The 22,680-nt window shown below is 30.1% G+C and carries 21 protein-coding genes and 1 other RNA gene; 6 read left to right on the forward strand and 16 right to left on the reverse strand.

The genetic code is table 11. The features are described 5' to 3' along the window. Positions 1 to 138 precede the first annotated feature (138 nt). A complete protein-coding gene (locus ABIK75_00460; protein MEO0089570.1) occupies positions 139 to 405 on the forward strand; it encodes a TMEM165/GDT1 family protein in 267 nt (88 codons plus the stop codon). Here ABIK75_00460 and ABIK75_00465 read toward each other — a convergent pair. The 9 genes from ABIK75_00465 to ABIK75_00505 form a co-directional block, all read right to left on the reverse strand. Next, positions 395 to 1,438, reverse strand: a complete 1,044-nt coding sequence (locus ABIK75_00465; protein ID MEO0089571.1) for a glycosyltransferase family 4 protein — start codon at positions 1,436 to 1,438, stop codon at positions 395 to 397. The genes ABIK75_00460 and ABIK75_00465 overlap by 11 nt on opposite strands. Next, positions 1,435 to 2,796, reverse strand: a complete 1,362-nt coding sequence (locus tag ABIK75_00470) for a polysaccharide deacetylase family protein (GenBank protein MEO0089572.1) — start codon at positions 2,794 to 2,796, stop codon at positions 1,435 to 1,437. The genes ABIK75_00465 and ABIK75_00470 overlap by 4 nt, the downstream gene beginning before the upstream one ends. Continuing rightward, positions 2,793 to 4,166: an oligosaccharide flippase family protein gene (locus ABIK75_00475; protein ID MEO0089573.1), complete on the reverse strand. Its 1,374-nt coding sequence runs from the start codon at positions 4,164 to 4,166 to the stop codon at positions 2,793 to 2,795. Before ABIK75_00475 ends, ABIK75_00470 begins: the two co-directional genes overlap by 4 nt. Beyond that, positions 4,156 to 5,106, reverse strand: coding sequence for a hypothetical protein (locus tag ABIK75_00480; GenBank protein ID MEO0089574.1), 951 nt, complete (start codon positions 5,104 to 5,106; stop codon positions 4,156 to 4,158). Before ABIK75_00480 ends, ABIK75_00475 begins: the two co-directional genes overlap by 11 nt. Then, positions 5,103 to 6,011, reverse strand: coding sequence for a histone deacetylase (locus ABIK75_00485; GenBank protein ID MEO0089575.1), 909 nt, complete (start codon positions 6,009 to 6,011; stop codon positions 5,103 to 5,105). Before ABIK75_00485 ends, ABIK75_00480 begins: the two co-directional genes overlap by 4 nt. Further along, positions 6,008 to 8,791, reverse strand: coding sequence for a HEAT repeat domain-containing protein (locus ABIK75_00490; protein ID MEO0089576.1), 2,784 nt, complete (start codon positions 8,789 to 8,791; stop codon positions 6,008 to 6,010). Before ABIK75_00490 ends, ABIK75_00485 begins: the two co-directional genes overlap by 4 nt. A 39-nt stretch (positions 8,792 to 8,830) precedes the next feature. Beyond that, positions 8,831 to 9,808, reverse strand: coding sequence for a GTPase (locus tag ABIK75_00495; protein ID MEO0089577.1), 978 nt, complete (start codon positions 9,806 to 9,808; stop codon positions 8,831 to 8,833). A gap of 95 nt (positions 9,809 to 9,903) precedes the next feature. Then, positions 9,904 to 11,460: a hypothetical protein gene (locus ABIK75_00500; protein ID MEO0089578.1), complete on the reverse strand. Its 1,557-nt coding sequence runs from the start codon at positions 11,458 to 11,460 to the stop codon at positions 9,904 to 9,906. Next, complete coding sequence (locus tag ABIK75_00505) at positions 11,457 to 11,849, reverse strand: hypothetical protein (protein ID MEO0089579.1); 393 nt, start codon at positions 11,847 to 11,849, stop codon at positions 11,457 to 11,459. Before ABIK75_00505 ends, ABIK75_00500 begins: the two co-directional genes overlap by 4 nt. Before the next feature lie 86 nt (positions 11,850 to 11,935). Here ABIK75_00505 and ABIK75_00510 point away from each other — a divergent pair, with 86 nt between their 5' ends. Further along, positions 11,936 to 13,258, forward strand: coding sequence for an SBBP repeat-containing protein (locus ABIK75_00510; protein MEO0089580.1), 1,323 nt, complete (start codon positions 11,936 to 11,938; stop codon positions 13,256 to 13,258). On the opposite strand, the gene ABIK75_00515 is transcribed toward ABIK75_00510, so the two are convergent. The 3 genes from ABIK75_00515 to raiA are packed head-to-tail and all read right to left on the reverse strand — an operon-like array spanning position 13,224 to position 14,898. Then, the gene (locus ABIK75_00515) at positions 13,224 to 13,610 is read right to left on the reverse strand and encodes a hypothetical protein (GenBank protein MEO0089581.1); all 387 of its coding nucleotides are present in this window, start codon (positions 13,608 to 13,610) and stop codon (positions 13,224 to 13,226) included. The two genes, ABIK75_00510 and ABIK75_00515, sit on opposite strands and share 35 nt — an antisense overlap. Next, entirely contained in the window at positions 13,607 to 14,599 is a 993-nt protein-coding gene (gene hprK, locus ABIK75_00520) for an HPr(Ser) kinase/phosphatase (GenBank protein MEO0089582.1), read from the reverse strand. Before hprK ends, ABIK75_00515 begins: the two co-directional genes overlap by 4 nt. After that, positions 14,596 to 14,898 (reverse strand): ribosome-associated translation inhibitor RaiA, encoded by a 303-nt coding sequence (raiA, locus tag ABIK75_00525; GenBank protein ID MEO0089583.1) that lies wholly within the window; start codon positions 14,896 to 14,898, stop codon positions 14,596 to 14,598. Before raiA ends, hprK begins: the two co-directional genes overlap by 4 nt. Positions 14,899 to 14,999: 101 nt before the next feature. Here raiA and nifU point away from each other — a divergent pair, with 101 nt between their 5' ends. Further along, positions 15,000 to 15,386, forward strand: a complete 387-nt coding sequence (gene nifU / locus ABIK75_00530; protein ID MEO0089584.1) for a Fe-S cluster assembly scaffold protein NifU — start codon at positions 15,000 to 15,002, stop codon at positions 15,384 to 15,386. Then, positions 15,370 to 15,534 (forward strand): zinc ribbon domain-containing protein, encoded by a 165-nt coding sequence (locus tag ABIK75_00535; protein MEO0089585.1) that lies wholly within the window; start codon positions 15,370 to 15,372, stop codon positions 15,532 to 15,534. Before nifU ends, ABIK75_00535 begins: the two co-directional genes overlap by 17 nt. On the opposite strand, the gene ABIK75_00540 is transcribed toward ABIK75_00535, so the two are convergent. From ABIK75_00540 to ABIK75_00555, 4 genes are read right to left on the reverse strand one after another with little or no spacing between them, the layout of a single operon-like run. Then, a complete protein-coding gene (locus ABIK75_00540; GenBank protein MEO0089586.1) occupies positions 15,531 to 16,163 on the reverse strand; it encodes a hypothetical protein in 633 nt (210 codons plus the stop codon). The two genes, ABIK75_00535 and ABIK75_00540, sit on opposite strands and share 4 nt — an antisense overlap. After that, positions 16,164 to 17,498: a biotin carboxylase N-terminal domain-containing protein gene (locus ABIK75_00545; GenBank protein MEO0089587.1), complete on the reverse strand. Its 1,335-nt coding sequence runs from the start codon at positions 17,496 to 17,498 to the stop codon at positions 16,164 to 16,166. Next, positions 17,495 to 18,055 (reverse strand): elongation factor P, encoded by a 561-nt coding sequence (efp, locus tag ABIK75_00550; GenBank protein ID MEO0089588.1) that lies wholly within the window; start codon positions 18,053 to 18,055, stop codon positions 17,495 to 17,497. The genes ABIK75_00545 and efp overlap by 4 nt, the downstream gene beginning before the upstream one ends. A gap of 13 nt (positions 18,056 to 18,068) precedes the next feature. Next, positions 18,069 to 19,157 (reverse strand): aminopeptidase P family protein, encoded by a 1,089-nt coding sequence (locus ABIK75_00555; protein ID MEO0089589.1) that lies wholly within the window; start codon positions 19,155 to 19,157, stop codon positions 18,069 to 18,071. 77 nt (positions 19,158 to 19,234) lie between these two features. Between ABIK75_00555 and rnpB the strand changes: the two genes are divergently transcribed. Then, positions 19,235 to 19,590, forward strand: an RNA gene (gene rnpB / locus ABIK75_00560) — RNase P RNA component class A. A 952-nt stretch (positions 19,591 to 20,542) separates the two neighbouring features. Then, complete coding sequence (gene rtcA / locus ABIK75_00565) at positions 20,543 to 21,571, forward strand: RNA 3'-terminal phosphate cyclase (protein MEO0089590.1); 1,029 nt, start codon at positions 20,543 to 20,545, stop codon at positions 21,569 to 21,571. Positions 21,572 to 22,680 lie beyond the last annotated feature (1,109 nt).

Below are 22,680 nucleotides of genomic sequence, written 5' to 3' on the forward strand. Positions count from 1 at the left end.
AAAAATTAATTTCGTTAATCCTTCGTTAATAATTAAAAAGGTATTTAATAAGTTCTCAAAACGGACTGACAAATAATCGCTTGGTCGAGCAGATTGATTTAAAAAAATAATCTTCTATAATAAAGTATGAATATAAAAATGTTCTTTTTAATTTTTTTAACAATCTTTATGATGGAATTAGGCGATAAAACTCAACTCTCCATTCTCAATTTTGCTGCTTCTCTAAAATCGCCTTTTCTGGTATTTTTAAGCGCTATTTTAGCTTTAGGAATAAGTACTCTTCTGGCGGTAATAATTGGTGATAATCTTTTTCGTCTAATTCCTTTAAAATGGCTAAGATTTATCAGCGGCGGAATTTTCATACTTTTAGGGGTTTTGATAATTATTAGAGAAATTAGCCGTTAGTCCTTAAGAAATCTTCATAAATTTTTCTCAGTTTTACAGCAATTATATCCCAAGTATAGTTATTTTTTATATGCTCTCTGAGAAGATTATTCTTTTCTTTTTTAAAAGCAAGAACCAATTTCTTTTCAATATCCCTTTGAGAATAAGGGTTAAGATAAAAGGCATAATCTTTAAAATATTCTTTTGTGCCACCATTTTTGGTTATAAGAATTTTAGCACCCGCTAATCCAGCTTCTAAGGCAGCAATACCAGGTGTTTCATAATAGGAGGGAAGTAAAAATACTTCACAAGCCGCATAGATAGATTTTAATAATTCGGAATTATGAGGCAATTCATCTATCACATAAATATTTTTAGCCTCTTTTATTAACGATAAACATTTATCACTGTAATTATTTTTAATAATTTTACCTACTAATAAAGTTGGAAAATTAAGCTTTTTTAATACTTCTAAACACCTTAATAAATTTTTTCTTTTATAGCCAATATGACCGACATATAAAATAAAACCTCTTAACCCTAACTTTTCATAACACAGATAAGGAGAGGCATAATAAAAGTCTATATCCACACCATTTGGTAAAATTGCCAATCTCGTTTCTTCTAAACCAAACATCTTTTTTATCAGATCTTTTTCGGCACAAGTATTACAAACTATTAAATGAGAATTCTTTACCATTTCCTTTAAAATTAAATGTTCATTATAGAAACCAAAATATTTGTAAAAAAAAGTAAATAAACCAATTCCTATTTTATTAATCATTGCAGAATGTTGGGAATAGAAAACCGGTGTTAAAATAATCTTTTTATTAAAACTAGTTATTATTTGAAAAAGATGAAAAGTTTTTATCCCTGAGCCAAAAAAATGGATAATCTCATAACTTTTTAACTCTTCTTTTTTAACTGGTTCTTCACAAAAAATTTTCACTTCGCAACCAATTTTTTCGAGCTCCTCTTTTAAAGAAATTACTTGGGTTTTAATTCCACCTTCAAAAAGTTGAAAACCGGGAAAAGTAACAAAAAGAACTCTCATCTCAATTTTCGTCTCCGATGAAAAGAAAGAATTAAACTTTTTATTTTTAAATAAAATTCTTTGTTTCTAATATATTTTATTTTTGGCTCCCTCTTCGGTAATTTCAGTTTTTTCTCTTGATAATTTTCCACTTCTTCTCTCTTTTGCCACCATTCAAAAAATTCCGTAAAAGTCATTATTTTTATATTAGAAAAATCTTTGATAAAATCAAAAATTTCTTTAAAAACATCCCAAAATTTCAAAATACTTAAAGGATGGTCATACAAAACAATCGGATAACCTTTTTCGTAAGTTTTTAATATGTATTCCTGGTAATATTTTATCATCTCTGTTAAAGATAAATTTAAAACTTTCAGGCGACCGACCGAAATTGGATGGATGGGAATTTGATAAACCTTAGAAAAGTTATCGTGAATAATTGGAAGTATAGGAAAATCATCATAATTAAAACCAAATTCTGATGAATAGAGAAAATTAAGTTCTTCCAAGGCTTCATTTAGTGATAAGTTCCACATTCCGAAAGGAGCAGCAAAACCTTTAATTTCTATTCCCATTTCTTCTAATTTCTTTTTGCCAAGAGCTAAATTATTCAAATTTCTCCCTTTTTCCTTATAAACATAATGATAATAGGAATGAAGTTGAATATCAAATTTTTCCCTGCTCTTCTCCTTAAAAAAGTCTAAAAATCTTTCACTTGATTTTACATCAACAAAAAAAGTGAATTTGATATTCTTCTTGGTTAAAAGTTCAAATACCTTTGTTATTTCTTTTAGTGTAGCAAAATCACCATCTACTCTAAAAAGAAAAACCGTTTGATTATTATTAGGAAAATAAGATACAGAATAATAGGGAATCTTATTTTTATGAAAAATACTAATTAATAAATTAATTACTAATCTTCGTAAAGCACCTTTATTTATTTTGCTCACGAATTCGTAAGGAAACTTCAAAAGAGAGAAGTAAAAATATTTTGGTTTTGTTTCATTGTTTTTTAATAAATCCTTTAAAGAAAAAGGAAGATAGATTTTATTACTTTCTAAAAAATAAACAATTTCCTCTTTATTAAAAAAGAAAAGATTATCAAAGATATCAATAATTTCAATTCCCCAATAGATTGGTTCTTGTTTGGGGAGAAAATATTTTGAATATCTTTTTTTTATTTTAACTTCTTTTATATGATTTTTCAATTTGGTAATATCAAAAATTTCACCCAGTTTTCTTTTCTGATAATAAATTTCAATATTACTCTTCATTTCTTCTTTCACAATTCGGAAACCAAAAGGTTTCTCCATTTTCAAAACTTCTAAAAAACCTAAATCTTTTTCATTTACCAAAATTTCTATTTCCCTATTGTTCATTTTAATAAGGAATAATCTTTCTTTATTTCTTTTTTAAATATGAGGAGTAAACCAAAATAAAATATCAAAAACAGAAAACTTAAAATAAGGAAAGAAAAATTTCTAAATAATAGTAGCGGCAAACTGACTAAAAAGGTTAAAAGTAAAGGAAAAAGTAGACAGGTTAAGAACTTAAATTTGTAAAAACTTTGCAATGTCCAAAAATTCAACCAAAAGATTAAAAATTCGGTTAACAAAAGAGAAAAGGCGGCTCCTAAATGGAGGAAAATTTTAGTGAGAATAATTACCATTAAAAGATTAAAAAGAGTACCAATAAAAATGTTTTTAAAATATTGTCTATCTTTTTTTAAAGCAATCAAACTTAAGGAAAAAATTGAGTTAAGAAGAGTAAAGATAAAAAATCCCAAAAGAAATTGGAAAACCACTTTTCCGGGTAGATATTCTATTGGAAAAAGGAAGAGGAATAACTTTTTGCTAACAATAAAAAGAAAAAAGATAATTGGTAATAAAAAAGACAAAGCCAATCTTGTGATATTTTCTAATAAAGTAAATTCTCTATTTTGGAATTTTTTTGCTAAAAAAGGTAAAACAACTTGATTAAATATCCGGTCAAAAATCATCAATATTAAAAGCACCCGAAAACCACTACTGTAATACCCCAATTCTTTTTTCATTTTAAAAATTCCTAAAAAAATTATACCGGAAAGAGTATAGACTTGAATTAAAATCTGTGCTCCTCCCAATGGAAGTGTTTCTTTTAATAAAGAGAGTTTTTCCTTGATATTTAATTGGAAATCAATTTTATAAAACCTTTTATGATAGAAATAGATAAGCATTAAAGAACCTACCAAATTTCCCAAAATAAAAGAAAGGGGAATAATTAGAATCTCTTTATCACTCCTTAAAAAAATTAATAGTAATAGAAAATAAAGGAAATTAACAAAAAAACGATTAAGGGTACAGAATCTTATTTCTTCTTTACCCAAGAAAAACCATTCTAAATTTATGGCATCAAAAAGAATAAATAATGAATAAATCAAAATCAATTTTTTAAAGATAATATCCCCTTTTATAAGATTGACGAGCGAGATTGATAAAAAGGTAGCCAAAATTCCTAATAATAATCGGGTGGAAAAAATTTTATCAACAGTTTTTTTTATCTCAAAACTTTGGGCGATCTTTCTAATTCCGTAAGTTAATAATCCTAAATTTGTTAAAAGAGAAAAATAATTAATATAACTAAGAGCAAAATTTATCCCTCCAAAATTTATTAAACTGATCTTTCGAGTTAGATAAAGAATAGCTAGAAAAGAAAATATTCTTCCTGTTATTTCTCCTAAACCTAAGAAAAGAAAATTTCTAACAATCATCAATAATTTTCCTCAAGGTTTTTGTATTTTCCTCCCATTGTTTTATTTTGATTTTTTTTAATTCTTTAACTTCTAATTTCAAAATTTCATATCTTTTCAAAATTTCATTTATTCCTCTTTTAATATCTTCTTTGTGATTTTTAACAAAAACTGTCCCTTTAGAAAAATATTCTCGCAAAACCTCTTTATCAGAAGTTAAAAAGGGCTTTTCCGCACCTAAAGCATCGTAACCACTCTGTAAAACAGTGTAATCGCGAGTGGTAAGACCAATAACAAAATCAACGGAAGATAATAATTTTTCATATTCTTCTTTTTTTAGATATCCGGTAAAAATAATATTTCTAATTTCTTTAAATTTCCAATAGTTAGAAAATTTTAAATAATCCCCAGTTAAATAGAAGTTAATATTTGTCAATTCCTTACAGCAATCTATTAATTCATTGATCGGCTCATCTTCACTGAAAGATAAGCTTACCAAAACTTTTGGAAAGTCTCTGTTTTCCTTTTTAAAAAAATTGCTTTTCTCTAATTTTCGCGGCGGTGGTTCAATTACCAATTTTTTTGTGGGATAATTTTTTATCAATTCCAATAATTTATCGTTATGAATAATCAACCCTTTGGTTTTTCTTAAAAGATATTTTAAAATATTTCGTTGTAAATGATGCCACCAATGATTTAAAAGAAAAATATTAGAATGAGAAACCACCATGGTAGGCCTTTTATAAAAGAAAATCAAATAACTTAAGTAAATTGGCGGAATTTCTAAAATTAAAAAGTTATATTTTTTTTTGCTTATAATTATTAAGGTTTTTACAAAATTTAAGAGGTAATCAATTCTCTTTTTTACCGGTATTTTTATTAAATCTCCTGTTAAAGTAGAAGCTAAAGAAAAGGCATATTGACTATCTTTTTGCCACGAGATTATACCAATTTTTTTCATTCATCAACTTTTTCTTCTTTAAGAAACTCTAAACAAACTTTGGCAGTGTTAAAATGAATTTCTACCGTATCCATTATGTCTAAAGCATAACCTCCTCCTAAAACAATTCCTATTGGGATATTATTATCTAAAGCATTTTTTATGACAATCCGATCCCTTTCTATTAACCCTTCTTTTGTCAATCTCAACAATCCTAATTGATCTTCTTTATAAGGATCAGCACCAGCAACATAAACAATCAATTCAGGTTGATGTTTTTTAATAATCTTCGGAATCGCTTCTTTTAAATGGTTTAAATAAACTTCGTCTCCAGTAAAATCTAGTAACCCAATATCCCAATCGCTCTCTTCCTTGATTGGATACAGATTTTCCTGATGGATAGAAAAAGTAAATACTGATTCATCGTTTTGAAAAATCTTTGCTGTACCATTTCCTTGATGCAAATCACAATCGATTACCGCTGCTCTTTTGATTAACCCTTCTTTTTGAAGTTTTCTTATTCCGACAGCAATATCATTGATATAACAAAAACCTTCAGCATGTTCCGGAAAAGCATGATGAAAACCGCCACCAATATGAAATCCAATTTTCTCTTGTAAAGCAATTTTTAAAGTCAAAATTGTTCCAGAAGCAGCTAAAAGATAAGCCTCAACAATCTCCCAAGTTAAAGGCAATTCACTTCTTACTGTCCTGCTTGTCCATCTTAAATTTAAAAGATCATCGAGATAATCTTGCGTATGAACTAAACGAATATCATCCAGATTAGGCGGCGGCGGCTCAATAAAATCTTCTTCTTTTGCTAAATTTTCGTTAAGCAATTTTTCTCTTATTAGCCGATATTTAACTGTCGGAAAAACATGGATACCAATATCTACTTCGTATTTATCAGAATAGACAAATTTCATAATTCTGCTCCTTCTTTTAATTTCCTTAAAATTAATGGATCGCTTTCAAAAGGTATTTTTTTTCTTAAAATTTCTTTGATCTCTTTCTCTTTAAATAAAGAAAGGCCTTCGATTGCCAAAGTTTTTAAAGATAAATTATCTACATCCAAATAAGAAATCAAAAGATTTTTTATTTTTACCCTTTCTTTCAAGTTTTTTAAGGTATCTAATTTGGGAATAATTCGATTTATTACCCTTAAAACACTTTTTTCAAAATCTTCATTTTTATTTTTTGATAAACTGTCTAAAAGAACAGGCACAATTGATACACCAATTTCACCCAAAGCAATCTCTGCGCTTTGACGAACAGTAAAGATTCTGTCCTTTAATTTCTTTATTAAATAACCGATTCCCCTTTGGTCTTTTAACTTTCCTAAAGCATAACAGGCATAAATCCGTGTTGGTTCATCCGAAGAATTTAAATGGTGGCATATTTCATAAAATACTGAAGTATCGCCAATTTCAGCGAAAGTATTCAAAATCCATCTTGGTCGATTTCTTTTATCTCTTAAAGCCTTCACCAAAAGAGGAATAGCCTCTTTGGCTTTTATTTTTCCTAAAAGGTAGATCACATTTGCTCGGGTTTGGGTGTTTTCGCTATTAATACTATCCATTAAATGGGGTTTAATAAGAGAAGGAAGAGAACAAGCAATCTCTTCGATTGCCCGCAATTCTAAACTATTTTTAGTTGACAATTTTTTCTCTATGATGTACTCCACTGCCTTTTCTTTTCTTTTAATCAATTCACTCCTGGCTTCTCTCACAATCTTTTTGGCATTTCCTACTTCCCACTTAGAAGCATATTTAAATAATTCTTCAATTTCCATTTTTTCCAAATCCTTAATTGCCGTATCTGCTATCTCTTCTATTTTTTCTTTTTCTTTTAACTCATCAATTCCGTAAGCGTAAGTTCCTGCTACCCAGCTGCTGTTATTCTCTCCCATTCCTTTCTTCCCATATAAGTCATTACCCCTTATGTCAATAAATAAACCGATTCCACCAAATCCTCTTGCTTCATTAGCAAAACCTTGACCAAATCTTTCCTCTTTATTGAAATATAAATCGTCACCATTTTTATCTAAAAAAAGACCGAAGGAATTTGTTAAACCGATTCCTTGACCACCCGAGGCATAATAGAAATCATCGCCATCATTATCAATTAATATTCCCAAGGCTAAATCATGACCTTCACCTTGAGAAGGGCCTAAACGAGAATAATAAAAGTCGTCACCACAAGAATCCACCAAAATTCCAATTGCTAAATGAATTCCTGCTCCTTGAGCATATTCGGTGGCATAATATTTATCATTTCCTTTTCTATCATATAGCATTCCTAGAGAATACCAATAACCACATCCTTGGGTGAAGACATCGCCATTATAAAAATCATTTCCAGCCATATCACACAGAAACCCAATTCCACCGCTTGCTTCTGGTCGAAAACCCAGGGCAAAACCCTGAGAAAAGGAACGGTAATCATTCGGTAAAAGAGGAATATGCAAATATTTGCCACCAGCATAATACCCATCATTTCCTTCTAAATCGAATAAAAGCCCGTAACCAAAAGTAGAACCAAATCCTTGACCAAAATTATAAATCCGGTAATTATCATTTCCAGAAAAATCGATAAGCAATCCTATTCCATAAAAACCTGAACCGCAAGAAAAAGTTTTTCCTTGATAGATATCATCTCCCGCTTGGTCCCATAAAATCCCAACTCCCAAAATTCCCGAACCTAACGAAAAATCTTCTGCGCAATAAATATCATTTCCTGCTAAATCAAAAAGAAACCCACTTCCAATAATTCCGCTTGCCAAAGTAGCTATATTTTTGCCATAATAAAAATCATCACCTTCTAAATCAATAATTAAAGAAGAAAAATTTTCTATTGCTATTCCGCGATTTTTAACCGTGTAGTAATCATTGCCTCCGATATCAACAATTATTCGATAATCTTTATTATAATAATTATTCCTTTTACCGCCCAAAGCAATAGTAATACCGTTGAGATTTATTTCTTCAAAATCTTTCTCCCAAGAAAAGTCTTTCAGCTCCCTCAAAAACTTCTCCACACCCAAAAGATAGGCTAAATTAGCCCGATATAAATCTATCATTTCAACTTTCCTTAAAATTCCAAATAAAGTTTCTAATTCAATTTCTTTAGTAGTATCGTAAAAGATCTCATATTCTTTTAAAATCACTCCTCTTAAATAATCGTCTTCGCTAGCTTCTTCATCAGAAAATAGATAAGGAATTTCAGCAAGTAATGTATGAATTTCCTTTTCTTTTAATTTACTTAAAGCCTTCTTGTAATAACTATCACCCACAAGAAAGGCAGCAATTAAATAAAAAAGGTACTCCTTTTCTATTGTTCTTTTTTTAAGATTTGCTACTTGGTTTTCAATTTCTCTTTTTATTTTCGCTATTTCTTTTTTTTCAGAAATCCCTATAAAATCTTTTCTTTTTAATTGATTTAACAGAAATAGATAAGTCTTAACAAGAGAATCCTTGTTGTTATTTAAAAAAAGAACATTTTCATCTAAGTATTTAGGAGTTTCTAAAGGTTTTTTAAAAAGAGAATCAATAATAAAAAGACGATAAATAGTATCAATTGCCCAGCGCTTTTCGTATCCCAATTCGTTCTCTTTTATTCCTAAAACTTCTAATCCCTTTTTTATATATTTTAAAGATAGTGAATCCAAACTCTGAGAAAAAAGAGAAAAAATAAATAAAAAAATCATAAAAAAAGAATAATAAAAAAATATTTTAAGTCAATTTAGTTAAATATGAAATTCAATTATGTCCCCATCTTTTAGGATATGGTTTTTTTCCACTCTTTGACCAAATAAATTTTTATTATCCCATAAACGAGCGTATTTAAGATTTCGAGCAAAATCTTTATGAAGGGCTTCAGCGGCATCAAGAACATTAGAATTTTTCTTTAAAATAATCGGTTCTTCTAATTCCGGCGGCTTGCCGGGTGGCTTAGTATATACTCTAATAATCTCTAAACTTTCAAATAATAGTCTTTTCAAATCTTCGATATTTTTTTGTTCTTTTACCGAAATTGCCAGTATTCTCAATTGATCTAAAGGAGCATAATTTTTTAAAAATTCTAAAAAGAGGTTATATCTAAATTCACTATTTTCTTCATCTAATTTATTACCACAGAAAATTGTTTTTTTATAATTAGGTTCGCTTTCTCTAAAAATGTTAATTCTCCCTTCCTCAATAATTTTAAAATTCTTTTCTGCCTCTTCTAATAATGAATCTTGACTTAAATCAAAGAGATATAAAAGGGCATCAGCCGTTCTTAAAACATGAAAATACCACGGAGCTAAATTCTCTTTTAATGGTGGACAATCAATTAATTGAATTTGAATATTTTCATATCTCATCATCCCAGCAATAGGAATTGTAGTAGTAAAAGGATAATCGGCAACTTCCGTATTGGCATTAGTTAAAAGTCTTACCAAAGAGGATTTTCCCGAGTTAGGGCTACCGAAAACAGCAATCTGACCGGCTCCTTGTTTTTCAAAATGATACCAAACCGTGCGACTTACTTTCGGTTTTTTGGTCAGTTCTTTTCGCAATTTAGAAATTTTTGTTTTGATTTCTTTTTGTAATTTTTCCGTTCCTTTATGCTTAGGAACGATTGCTAACATCTCTTTTAAATAATAAAGTTTCTCTTCTATCGTTTTAGCTTGTCGATATTTCTCCTCTACTTCAAAATACTGAGGCGGCAGATTCGCTGGCATATTTCATTTTATCAAAAATTTTAAAAAGAGTCAAGATATATTTCGAAAAAAATACTTAAAAACTAATTATTCCTAAAGAAACTTATTTTAGTAAATCATTTTCTAATTTTAAAAATTTCCATTTCCGGGGGCGATGTTTTATAAACTAACTGAAAGTATTGGGAATAAATTTTTAATACTGGTAGTAAATATCTTTGAGAAGTTAAAGTCCAATAAAAATTATCGTACAAAAGGTAGTCCGCTTTATTTTCTAATATTTCTTTCAACACTTCTTGAGGATTAGAAGAAAATTTATAGAGAAGGGATTTTCTTCTTGAGATAAAATAAGTAAATTCGGGTTTACGAGAAATTATAATCGCTTTTTCTTCAGTATTCTCTTTTAACCACTCCAAGGCTTTAAAATAATTCTGCCAATCCAGTGAATAACCGGCATATTTATCGCCAGAAAAATTTTTTATTAGGTTAGGTAAATTTTCTTTTATCCTTTGAAAATCTCTTATCAAATAAAAAAGAAAGATAAGAAAAAATAAGGGATAAATAAGAAAAGAGAGCTTATATTTCATAAAAATCTTTTCGCTACCTATAAAAATAAGGTAAAGAAAAAAGATGAAAAAGGGAAAAAGGAATCGCTCGCTGGACCAGACTTCGGGCCAAGAAAATATAACCAATGAAGAGAAAAGGAAATAATAAAAAATCAATTTATTTAAAGGTTTTTTATCTTTCATAAAAGTAAAAAGAGCAACCAATATTAAAAAAATTGTTAAAGAACCTATTATAACTTGCCAACTTATTGGCGGAAATTCATTAAGATAAAAGAGTTGAGGAATGATAACAAAATTATAAAAATAAAAATTTTTAAATACTCGACTAAGATATCCTGAAAAATTAATATTCCCTAATTCTGGTTGATAAGGATCTTTTTGCAAAAATTGTTGTAAATAACTACTCTTTGGTGTTACTTTTCTATTTCTTATTTCCCAAGGAAAAAAAGTAATCAAAAATAGTGTTAAAGCGATTATTAATAATTTATATTTTCTTTTTTCAAAGAAATAAAGAAAAATTGCCAAAAGAAGGGCAATTCCAGCAGTCCGAATAAAAAAAGTGAAAATAGCAGAAAGAAGAAAGAGAATGAAGAATTTAAAATCTTTTCTTTTTTCGTATAAAATAAAAAGATAATAGGTTAAAAGAGAAAAAAAGATAAAGGGCGGCTCAGAAAGAAGAACGTGGGAGTTTTCAATTACCCAAGGAGAAAAGAAAAAAAGAACAATCAAAGGAATTTGCCATTTTGTTTCTTGAAAAATTTTCTTTACTAAGAAAAAAGAACCGATAAAAAAAAGTAAAGGTAAAAAATTTAAAAATAATGAATACTCACCAAAGATCAACAAAAAAGGGATAATCAGTAAAGGAAAACCAAAAGGATATTGGGTATGGGGCTTTTCCTCAGGATGCCATAAATCCCTATAACCTTTAAAACTTATTAAAGAACGAGCTAATAAAAGATAATGAATATTATCCCCACCCAAAGCAGGCTTTGGGTCATAAGCAAGAATTGCCAATAAAAGAAAAATTAGGAGTAAAATAAAAAAAGTTTTCTTTTTATCAATATTGATAAAGATTTTACTTGTTTTCTTGTTTTGCTTATTTTTTCTCATTTTTCTAAAGGAACTTCTGAGATATAAACTTTATCTAAATCTCCTCTGGCGTTAAAAATAAAAATTACCTGCCAACCAGCAATGTCTATTGGATTAGGCTTAAAGGCAAAGTAGCGCATTAAATATTTTTTATTTAAGGAATCATAAGCAAAAAATTTAAATTCAAAATTACTTTCTTCAGGAATAGAAAAAAATTTTTCACAGAGTTGTTTTAGATAGTTAAGATTTTTTATAAAATAACAATGCCATTTTTTTATTTTCTCATTCTTTATTTCATTAATCACGATAAAATTATCTTCATAACCATTTAAAACTACTTTCCTTTCTGCTTCTTTGAGATAATTCACACTACAGGTAAAAAAGAAAAGAAGAATTAGAAAAATTCTCATTTTCGATATAAATTATGATGATTATTGTTTAAATTTCAAGAATAATTGATTTTAGAAAGATTTTTCTTATAATAAAAAATAAAAATATGATTTTCATCATCGCATTTCTTTTTAATCAAGTCAACGAAGTTTGGCGATATTGTTATAATGGCAATAGAAACGATTTCGGTTATTTTATCTTGTTTGATAAAAATTATAACATTGTTGCCTGTGGCTTAACAGAAAGGGAAAGCGGTAATTATAATATTATTTTATTTAAAATTAATTCTCATGGACAATTGCAATGGATAAGAGAATTGGAAACACAGGAAAATGAAGGAGTTTCCGGAATAGCAATCGATGATGAAAATTCTATATATATTGTTGGTGCTACTTTTACTGATAGCAATAATTGGGATTATCTTATTATAAAATACGATTCCCTGGGTAATTTTTGTTGGCAGAAAACTTTTGGCGGAACAGGTTATGATTATGCTAGAAGTATCACAATAGATGAGTTTAATAATGTTTATATTACGGGAGTAATGGAATTTTCTTATTTTACTAATGTTGGAACTTATAAATTAAATAAAAATGGTGAAGTAGTTTGGTTTAGAAATCATTATGAGAATAATAGTTTAGCAAACCAAGGGGAAAAGATTATTTATGACAAAAGAGGAAATATTTTTATCACCGGTTCGGTAGATTTTTCTATCAGTGGAAGCGATATTTTAACCATCAAGTATGATACTTCTGGTAATTTTTATTGGTCAAAAATCTATTCAACAATTGATTATAATGAATGGGGTAAGATTATCGGTATTGATAGTAGTGGAAATGTGTTAGTAAGCGGTTATAATTACAATCCGGCAACCGGTGAAGATTGGGTATTATTAAAATACGACCAAAATGGTCGAACACTTTTCCAAAGAAGATATGGAAGACCTAATACCGATGATGAAACAAAAAGTATCGCCATTGATGAAAATAACAATTTTTATGTTACTGGTTTTATTAATTCCTATTTCGTCATTAATAAATTCAATACTACTGGTCAAACCATTTGGGAAAGAATGATTAATGGGGGTTATGGTAATAAAATTGTTTATTATCATAATTATCTTTATGCTACCGGTAGTAATAACGATATTTTAACAATAAAATGTGATAAAAATGGCAATGAAATCTGGCGGATAAGTGGCAATGTGGGATTTTTCAGCGAGGGGAATGATATTATTATCAGAGAGAATGAAATTTATGTTATTGGTACGGGGAACCAAGATATTTTAATTATCAAATATCAAGAAACCTCCGGTCTTCAAGAGAAGAAAAAAATCAAAGAAAAATTAAAATTTTTCGATATTTTGGGAAGAAAAATAAAGTTAAAGGAAAAATTTAAAACTCTTTTATCCCTTCTTTACCGGAGTTAATAACCTCTTGTATAAGTTCTTCAATCGGTTTTTTATCTTTATAAGTGAAAAATTTTATTAGCGAAGGTAGATTAAAACCGCAAACCAATTTTATATTCTCATTCTCCTTTTTCAATTCGGCGGCTGCTTGGGCACAACTACCATAAATTATATCAATAAAAATTATTATCTTTTTTTTGTTTAGTTTCTTAATCTCTTCAGCCAATTTATTTTTCAGTTCCTCAAAAGATAATCCCTCGTTGCTCAAAAAAACTGTATCGGTTAATGTTCCAAACATCTTTTCTAATAATTTCTGGTAGCCAAAGGCTAGTTGACTATGGGTTAAAACGACCGTGCCAATTTCACTCATCATTCAATATCGTCGGTTATAAATTGATCTACTTGTGGTTTTCCTAGTAATATTCTGTTCAACTCTTCGTAAAAGGTTTTTGCTGGATGATAACCCAAAATTTTAGAAAGGTGATTTTTAGCAATCACTTCACAAACTAAAGCAAGGTTTTTACCGGGGATAACGGGAATTCTAACAAGAGGAATTTTTACATTTAAAATCTCGGTATACTGATCTTCTAAACCTAATCTTTCGTAATCGGTATCTTTTTTGTATTTTACCAGTTCCACTACCACTTCAATCCTTTTCTGCACCCTTAAGGCGCGTACACCAAAGAGGCTATAAATATCAACAATTCCTACTCCGCGGATTTCAATATGATGTTGTAACTTAGGACTTTTGGCTGCACTATAACCCATTAAAATTCCTTCTCCTCTTCGTAAAATTCTAACCAAATCATCCGCTACTAAACGATGTCCTCGGGCTACTAAATCTAAAGCACATTCACTTTTACCAATTCCTGATTCACCAACAATTAACAATCCAATTCCATAAACATCAACTAAATCACCATGAACATAAGTCTCTGGTGCCAATTTGTAATCCAGATAAGAGGTGAGTCGATGAATAAAATAGGTCGTGGGTAGATTGGTTCTCAGAATCGGAACCTGGTATTTTTTACTATACTCAATAAAATCTTTTATTGCTTCATTTTCGTGAGTAAAAATAAAAACCGGTGGTTGAAATTTCATTACTCTTTCAACTGCCTCTTTTCGTTTCTTATCATCGAGGGTAGCTAAATAACCCACTTCGGTTTTACCCATTATCTGAATTCTTTCAAATAAAAAAATTTCCGTATATCCGGCTAATGCCAAACCTGGACGATTAGTATCAGGAGTAACTATCTCTCTTTCCTGCAAACCAGCATCACTAAGAAGTTCTAAATTTAGGTCTTCTCTTTTTTCGGAGTATAATTCAGCAACCTTTATCTTTTTGGTTATTACTTCTGTCATTTTCGTCTAACATTCTTCTCTACTAATTTCTCATGATGTTTTTTTAACTGAATAAGTAACTTATCAAATGTCTCATTTACTGCTACTCCCAGTTCCGGATTCTGTACCTTGGCATTAAGAATTCCGGTTTTTAATTTAACTTTTCCTTCACTAATAAAATAAAGGGAATCTTTGGAAAGAGCCAAGGTAAAATCCAATATTAAATTTTCAAACCTTTCAAACTTCTTTTTTTTCTTTTCAATTAAAGAAAATAAACTTTCGGGCACTTCAAAATGCCGAGCAGTAATATTTATTTTCATTTTTCCTCCTACTTTATAAAGGATAACCTATTTTTTAAAAAATGTCAATAATTTCTAAATTTTCTATTTGATTTTGGAATTTCCTTTATTATAATAATTGTATGTATTCCGAAAAGGTGATGGAACATTTTTTAAATCCTCGGAATGTTGGCGAAATTCCAGATGCCGATGGTATTGGAGAAGTAGGGAATCCGATTTGTGGTGATATGATGACTTTTTATATTAAGGTAAAAGATAATATTTTAATAGATGTAAAATATAAAACCTTTGGTTGTGGTGCAGCAATTGCTGTCGCCAGTATGGTTTCAGAAATGGCAAAAGGGAAAACAATTGAAGAAGCCTTAAAGATAACTAATGAAATGGTGGCTAAAGAACTTGGTGGTCTGCCGCCTCATAAAATGCATTGCTCTAATTTAGGAGCCGATGCTTTACATAAAGCAATTGAAGATTATTTAAAAAAGAAGGGAAAAAATGAAAGAAAAGAATAATTGCCATTGCCCTTTTTGTAATCAGGAATTAGCCAAGGGAAAAATATTTTGTAAATCTTGTAAGATTGAGTTCAAAAAATGTCCCCATTGTGAAAAACTTATCCCCCATTTAGCAAAGGAATGTCCTTATTGTCATTACCAATTTTAAATCAATTTGGGAATCAATAAGAAAACCTTCGGTGTTGGGTAATATTTCATTATTATTTTATTCTCATATTTTGCTTGAAAGATAATTATTAAAACCCCAAGCGGTAAAAGAAAAAAACCTAAAGCCGAAGAAAAAGTAAAAGGAATGCTTATTAATTGAATTAAAGTTGCTAAATATCGTGGCTGAGTGATTTTTTTATAAATTATTTTTTTAGACAAATCGGGCAAAGAACTTGTTAAAGCAATCAAAAGGGTAATTATCCGTAATAAGGTGCCAATAAAAAAGATAATTAAACCAAAGATATTTATCCCTGGTTTCAAAAATTCTAATTGAGAAAAATGGCGATAGCAATAATCCACACCATTAAGAATTAAAAAAGGGTAAAAATATAGAGAGTAGATAATCCTTAAACCTTGATGGTAAGACACGATCCCTGATTGAAAAAAGGGAGAAGAAAAATAGTACTCAATAATCATCCAATAGGTAAGGGTAATAAAAAAGATTGTGGGGATTAAAACACCTTGATTAAGGGAAGAAGCAAAAAGATTTTTAAAAAAATGGAAGAAATAAATAAAAAGAAAAAGACACCACAAGAATCTTCCCCACTTTAATTTTTTGTTAAATTTCATTTAAAATTTACCTCCTCTTAACCTCTCAGTAATTTTGAAATACTCGCCTCTTAGGAAATCTTCGTCTTCTAAAATTTTCAGAAGAAAATCTTTATTAGTTTTTACTCCGCTAATTTCCGTTTCCTTTAAAGCGTTAATCAATCTAATTCTTGCTTCTTCTCGATCTTTACCCCAAGCAATATATTTTGCTAATAAAGAATCATAATAAGGAGGAATAATATACTTTTCATAGATATGGGTATCAATTCTCAAAAAGGGATAAAAGGGCAAATAAAGTTTCTCGATTTTACCAGGAGAGGGAATAAAATTATTATCTGGATCACTGGCGCTTATTCGTGCCTCAATAGCAAAACCATTTCCATCAATAATTTTGGAAGTTAGATTTCGACCATCAGCAATTTTTATTTGTTCTTTTACTAAATCTATACCGGTAATCATTTCGGTTACGGGATGTTCTACTTGAATTCGGGTATTTACTTCCATAAAATAGAAATCATCATAATAAAGAAATTCCAAAGTTCCGGCACTCCGGTATTTTATTTCGGAACAGAAATTTAATATCTTCTCTTGTACTTCCCTAATTTTTTCCAGAGGAATATTCAAAACCGGACTTTTTTCAATTATCTTTTGATGACGAAATTGAATTGTACAATCTCGTGGCGGAAATACCCAAACACCACCTTTACCATCGCCTAAAATTTGGAATTCAATATGCCTTACCGGATTTAAATATTTTTCGATATAAATTCGATCATCTAAAAAGGCATTTTTTGCCTCTAATTTTACCGTATCAAAATTATTTAAAAGTTCTTCTTCATTATGAATCAACTTCATACCTTTACCACCGCCTCCAGCCGCGGCTTTTAAAAGTATTGGATAACCAATTTCCTTAGCAATTTTTTTGGCTTCCTTTTCATCTTTTAATGCCTCTTCGGAACCAGGAATTATTTTTAAATCATATTTTTTTGCCATTTTCTTAGCAAACAACTTGTCACCAAATAGTCTGATAGTTTCCGAAGTAGGACCAATAAAAATTATTTTCATTTCTTCACAAGCATCGGCAAAATCCGGTGATTCTGCTAAAAAACCGTAACCCGGATGAACAGCATCCGAATTGGTAATCTCGCAGGTTGAAAGAATTCGAGAAGCAATAAGATAACTCTCTTGTGGCGGCCCTTTACCGATACAAACTTTTTCATCCGCCAATCTTACTCCTAAACTCTCTTTGTCAGCCTCGGAATAAACAATTACCGTTTTTAGTCCCAATTCCTTACAAGCCCGAATAATCCTTACCGCAATCTCTCCTCGATTAGCAATCAATACTTTTTTTATCATAAAACCCTTTCCACATAACTATTTGTCCTTGTATCAACTCTCACATAATCGCCAACCTCCACAAAGAAAGGAACATCGATCACTAAACCGGTAGAAAGTTTTGCTGGTTTAGAAGAACCCGACATAGTATCCCCTTTAAAGGATGCCTGAGTTTCGACTACTTGTAAAACTACAAAAGTGGGCACTTCAATATTTACCGGTTTTCCTTGAAGATAGAGAATAGTTATTTCCAAATTCTCGGTAAGGTAGTAAATCCGATCACCGAGCACTTCTTTGGGAAAAGAGATTGTCTCATAGGATTCTAAATCCATAAAGTAATAATTCTCTCCTTCGGAGTAAAGAAACTGACCTTTTTTTCTATCTACTTCAATCTCTTCAAAGGTCTCGTCCGAATCAAAATTCTTCTCAATAACTTGACCGGTTGATAGATTTTTCAATTTAGTCCTAACAAAAGCCCTTCTTTGGGCAATTTTTACCCGCTGATATTCTATTACTTGGTAATAACCATCTTCTAATTTAATAATTGTTCCAAAACGGAAATCATTTGGTGTAATCATCTTCACCTCCTTTTTATAAAACTATAAGATTTTTCTCGCTTTGAGAAAGATAAACAAGTTCGTCTTCCTTAAAGAGAATTAAATCCTCAATCCGTACACCTCCAATATTAGGAAGATAAATACCCGGTTCAATAGTAAAAATCATATTTGGCTTTATTCTATCTTTAGAAAGAAAAGAAAGCCAAGGCTTTTCGTGAACTTCTAAACCAACCCCATGTCCTAAACCATGACCAAAATATTCGCCATAGCCTTTATCTTTTATATAACTCCTTGCTTGAAAATCAACCTCTTTGGTTTTGAATTTTTTATTTGTTTTTAGAAAATCAATCGCTCTTTTCTGAGCATCCCAAACAATCTGATAAACCTTTTTAAGTTCGCTATCAACATTTCCTAAAAATATTGTTCGGGTCATATCTGAACAATAACCCTGATATTTTGCGCCAATATCAATCACAATTGCTTCACCAAAGGCTATTTTCTTATCACTCGCCCTTGCGTGTGGCAATGCCGAATTCGCTCCACTGGCAACAATCACCGGAAAAGCAACTTCGCCTTCTTTTCTAAACTCATTCTCAATAAATAAGGCTAAATCCCTTTCCGTAATTCCTTCTTTTATCTCTTTTAATAATTTATTAAAAACTTCATCAGTGATCCTTGCTGCCTTACTTATCAATCTTATCTCTTCTTCGTCTTTAATTGCTCGCAATTCTTCTTTGATAAAATTAGCTAAAGGTAAAAGTTTTATTTTCTTTCTTTTTTTTCTAAAATAATCTAAAAGTTTAGTGTAATTATCAATATTAACGCTCTCCCTTTCTATTCCTAATTTTTTAATTTTTAAAACTTCTCGCGGTGGAGAGGTAAAAAAATTTTTTTTAATAATAATTATCTGGTCAGCCTTCACTTCCCTTTTGCTTTGGAGTTCATATCTAAAATCGGTATAAAAATATACTTTATCATCAAAAAATAAGAGATAACCATTGCTTCCTGTAAATCCGGAAAGATAACGAATGTTAACCAAATCGGTGACTAAAAAACCATCCAAATTCTTTTTAAAAATATATTCAAAGATTTTCTTTTGTCTTTTTTGATAAATTTCTTCCATTGGAATATTTTAAAGAAGAAACTTAATTAAGTCAATCAAATTGACATTGAGAGAAAATTGGCCTATATTTATTTTTGGTGGTGGGATGAGGCGGTCGCGGTGGGCTTTAGGCTCACTGAGGAAACTCCGGACTCGCGCCAACCCGGATACCTCGGGCAACCGAGGGCTATCTTGCCGAAAGGCAAGATAGACGGAAAGTGCCACAGAAACGCAAACCGCCAGCGGTCCCACTTTAGTGGGATGCGGGCAAGGGTGAAACAGTGCGGTAAGAGCGCACTACCTTGTCTCGCAAGGGACAAGGTGGGCAAACCCTATCCGGAGCAAGGTCAAATAAGGGGCGAGAGGTTGGTTGGCCCTCGTTTGAGCCCCGGGTAGACCGCGTCAGATAAATGACCGCCTAAAACAGAATCCGGGTTATCATCCCACCACCCCTATTGGAAATTTTTATAATTCTTTTATATCTTTTGGTTATATTTTGATCGCTCCAATCTCAAAAAATTTTTTTTCTCTTTGTTAAAAATTATCCGAATTTATACATTTTGATAACTTCTTTCACTCTCGGAATACCGCCATCCGCCACTGCTTTTAACTTACCATCAATTCATACCGCGCACTTGCTAAAAATACTATTTTAATAACCCATTTTTGTCATTCTTATGTTTCTCTACCTTATTGTTATCTTTTTAATAATAAATTTAAAACCTTTTTCGCTGTCCATAAACTCTAATCAAAACCAATACTTTAATAATTTTTAAACTAACAAAATAATGCTTCTAAGAAATCTATATGAAAAATTTTGTCATTCAATTCAATCTGCTTTGTCGCCTTCATTATGACATCCATAAATTTAAAAAGTACGCTAACCTTTTTATATACACTCAAATCAACTTTAATTAATTTAAATTCATCTACTCTATCCAAAATACCTAATAGCAGAGAGATTATTTATACCTTTCGTCGGAAATTTAATAATAGAAATTCTTATAAGATTATTAACCGCTTTCTTTTAGATCGCCATCTCTTTCCTTTTAAAATCATTGTTTCTAACTCTTGAAACTCTATCCCTGTAGCGCTTTCTGCTTTTCCTGCTTTGGTGTTTAAAAATGTGTTAATTAATTTATTGGCATTAAATTAAAAAATTGGGGTTATTTTTTATCATGCTTATTCTCCATCTACATACAATACAAAAAAGAGACTAAAAGGTTATCGCCTTTTTTCTTTTCTTTAGCAACAGAATTTATATATTTTTTACAAAAACAGCAAGTTAAGAGATTTGTAGTTGAAAAGGTATTAATTTATTGTTATCTATCATTTTCGGTTGGCAATAATTTCTGTCAGGATACTAATAATTTGACTTAATAAGTTTTTTAATTTTAATTAAAACTATGATAATTATTGATGGTTCTTATGGTGAAGGAGGCGGACAGATTTTGAGAACTTCTTTAAGCCTTTCGGCCTGTTTAAAAAAACCTTTTTTGATTAATAATATTCGAAAGGGAAGGTCAAAACCAGGTATTTTAGCCCAACATTTAACCGGAATAAATGCCGCGGCAAAAATCACTAATGCTATTGTTGAAGGTAATCAACTTTTCTCTCTCAATTTAAAATTTGTTCCCCAAACAATCATTGGGGGTGAGTATTATTTTAATGTCGCTGAAAAGAAAAAAAGTGCCGGCTCGGTTACTTTGGTTGTCCAAGCAATTTTGCCTATTCTCTTTTTTGCCTCTCAACCTTCCAAAGTAATTTTAGAGGGCGGTACCCATGTGCCTTTTAGTCCTCCTTATGATTATTTAGAAAATGTCCTTATTCCGACAATAAAGGAATTTTCCCTTTTCTGTAAAGTTAAAATTAAGAAATACGGCTTTTATCCGGTTGGCGGAGGTAGGATAATTTTAGAAGTAGAACCTTTTAAAAAAACTGATAAAAAGAGTGTGGAATTTTTGGAAAGAGGAAAATTGGTAAAAATGAAAATCATTTCTAAAGTAGGAAAGTTGGATAAAAGTATTGCCCAAAGACAGGTAGATCGGGCTTACCATTACTTAAAAGACTTTAATCCCGAGATTGTTGTCGAAGAAGTTGAAAGCATTTCTCCAGGAACTTATACTTTTATTTTAGCCCAATTTGAAAAGATTGCTGCCGGGTTTTCTTCCTTAGGAGAGCTCGGCAAACCTGCCGAAAAAGTAGCCGAAGAAGCAGTAAATCAATTCTTCGAATATTATCACCATAATGGCGTGATAGATTACCATCTTGCTGACCAATTACCAGTTTTTATTGTTTTAACTAATATCTCCTGTCGCTATAAAACCAACAAAATAACTAACCATCTCAAAACTAATCTGTGGGTAATAAAAAATTTCCTACCACAAAAAAATATTTTTCTTAATGAAAAAGAGGGACTAATAGAAATTTATTAAATAACTACGGAGAGAAGAAAGTGGGGTGGCAAGGTTCAGGCAAATTAAAGGAGGGTCTATTTGTCTGGATGAAAATAAGGAGGTTATTTTTGAATAGGATACCTGAACCTTTTTCTTTCTTCTCTCCGTAGCTAAATTATTTATACTTAATACTATCGATCTCATTTGAAAAAATTATAATAAATTTTTTTAAAAAGTCAAATATTTTAAAAGTAAATGTGTTAAGACATGGTTACCAAATTAATAAGGGTGTTATGTTGAAGTTACTCAATAAGTTTTTTTGAAATAATAGGCATCCCAAAAAGAATTAAAAGAGTAAGAAAATCAAAAGGGGACGCCTATGTTTCTACACAAAAATTATGTAACAAAATGAATAAAAAGCAAGATTTAATTTAATAGTAAAAATGATATAAGAAATAAACAAAGATAGAAATATAAGCCAAATCAGTAGACAATATGGAGTTTCCCGAAAAATACCTTAAGAAAATGGATAAAAAGATATAAAGAAAAAGGAGAAAATGGACTTAAAGAACTCTCAAGAAAACCACCTAACTCACCTGACAGAACTCCTAAAGATATATAAAAACATAAACCTAATTTTGTTAAAACTAATTCTTTCCGATAAACAATATTTTGCCTTTAATACCTTTTTCAAGTAATTTGTTTTCAATAAAGAAATTTACATATTTCGGAAATTGTGTTTATTAAACACATACTCGAATCTGAAGAGTACTTACCTTAAATGCTTTATAACAGGTGCTCAAAGTCATACTTTATGCCCAAGGTTATACCTTTCTTTAACCACCCTTCTGGTATCTAAATGAATGAAAATTATTATAGATTATTACTTTCTCATCAAAAATATTGAAATAGAACTTTTCTTTTAAATCCTATTTTGTTATCCTTTTATTAGATGGTCCAATCAGGATAGTGCTACCTTCATAGATTTAATAACTCCTACCCAATTGTAAAAGATAAAATTATTATTATCCCCATTAATAAATCGATGTTTATTCCCGTTAATAAAATTATGATTATTATCCTTAATAAATTTATTGTTAATCCTTTTAACAATAGTTTTAACATTCCCAAAGAGTAGAGATACCCCC

This window comes from candidate division WOR-3 bacterium, assembly GCA_039801725.1.
Taxonomy (GTDB): Bacteria; Hydrothermota; Tepidihabitantia; order Tepidihabitantales; family DTDR01; genus DTDR01.

Excerpts from the sequence above, each read along its gene's own strand:
- ABIK75_00535 (MEO0089585.1), top strand. The coding sequence starts at position 15,370 with ATGAAAGAAAAGAATAATTGCCATTGCCCTTTTTGTAATCAGGAATTA.
- ABIK75_00480 (MEO0089574.1), bottom strand. The coding sequence starts at position 5,106 with ATGAAAAAAATTGGTATAATCTCGTGGCAAAAAGATAGTCAATATGCC.
- ABIK75_00510 (MEO0089580.1), top strand. The coding sequence starts at position 11,936 with ATGATTTTCATCATCGCATTTCTTTTTAATCAAGTCAACGAAGTTTGG.
- ABIK75_00490 (MEO0089576.1), bottom strand. The coding sequence starts at position 8,791 with ATGATTTTTTTATTTATTTTTTCTCTTTTTTCTCAGAGTTTGGATTCA.
- efp (MEO0089588.1), bottom strand. The coding sequence starts at position 18,055 with ATGATTACACCAAATGATTTCCGTTTTGGAACAATTATTAAATTAGAA.
- ABIK75_00555 (MEO0089589.1), bottom strand. The coding sequence starts at position 19,157 with ATGGAAGAAATTTATCAAAAAAGACAAAAGAAAATCTTTGAATATATT.
- raiA (MEO0089583.1), bottom strand. The coding sequence starts at position 14,898 with ATGAAAATAAATATTACTGCTCGGCATTTTGAAGTGCCCGAAAGTTTA.
- ABIK75_00500 (MEO0089578.1), bottom strand. The coding sequence starts at position 11,460 with ATGAGAAAAAATAAGCAAAACAAGAAAACAAGTAAAATCTTTATCAAT.
- rtcA (MEO0089590.1), top strand. The coding sequence starts at position 20,543 with ATGATAATTATTGATGGTTCTTATGGTGAAGGAGGCGGACAGATTTTG.
- nifU (MEO0089584.1), top strand. The coding sequence starts at position 15,000 with ATGTATTCCGAAAAGGTGATGGAACATTTTTTAAATCCTCGGAATGTT.
- ABIK75_00470 (MEO0089572.1), bottom strand. The coding sequence starts at position 2,796 with ATGAACAATAGGGAAATAGAAATTTTGGTAAATGAAAAAGATTTAGGT.
- ABIK75_00505 (MEO0089579.1), bottom strand. The coding sequence starts at position 11,849 with ATGAGAATTTTTCTAATTCTTCTTTTCTTTTTTACCTGTAGTGTGAAT.
- ABIK75_00475 (MEO0089573.1), bottom strand. The coding sequence starts at position 4,166 with ATGATTGTTAGAAATTTTCTTTTCTTAGGTTTAGGAGAAATAACAGGA.
- hprK (MEO0089582.1), bottom strand. The coding sequence starts at position 14,599 with ATGACAGAAGTAATAACCAAAAAGATAAAGGTTGCTGAATTATACTCC.
- ABIK75_00540 (MEO0089586.1), bottom strand. The coding sequence starts at position 16,163 with ATGAAATTTAACAAAAAATTAAAGTGGGGAAGATTCTTGTGGTGTCTT.
- ABIK75_00485 (MEO0089575.1), bottom strand. The coding sequence starts at position 6,011 with ATGAAATTTGTCTATTCTGATAAATACGAAGTAGATATTGGTATCCAT.
- ABIK75_00460 (MEO0089570.1), top strand. The coding sequence starts at position 139 with ATGTTCTTTTTAATTTTTTTAACAATCTTTATGATGGAATTAGGCGAT.
- ABIK75_00495 (MEO0089577.1), bottom strand. The coding sequence starts at position 9,808 with ATGCCAGCGAATCTGCCGCCTCAGTATTTTGAAGTAGAGGAGAAATAT.
- ABIK75_00545 (MEO0089587.1), bottom strand. The coding sequence starts at position 17,498 with ATGATAAAAAAAGTATTGATTGCTAATCGAGGAGAGATTGCGGTAAGG.
- ABIK75_00515 (MEO0089581.1), bottom strand. The coding sequence starts at position 13,610 with ATGATGAGTGAAATTGGCACGGTCGTTTTAACCCATAGTCAACTAGCC.
- ABIK75_00465 (MEO0089571.1), bottom strand. The coding sequence starts at position 1,438 with ATGAGAGTTCTTTTTGTTACTTTTCCCGGTTTTCAACTTTTTGAAGGT.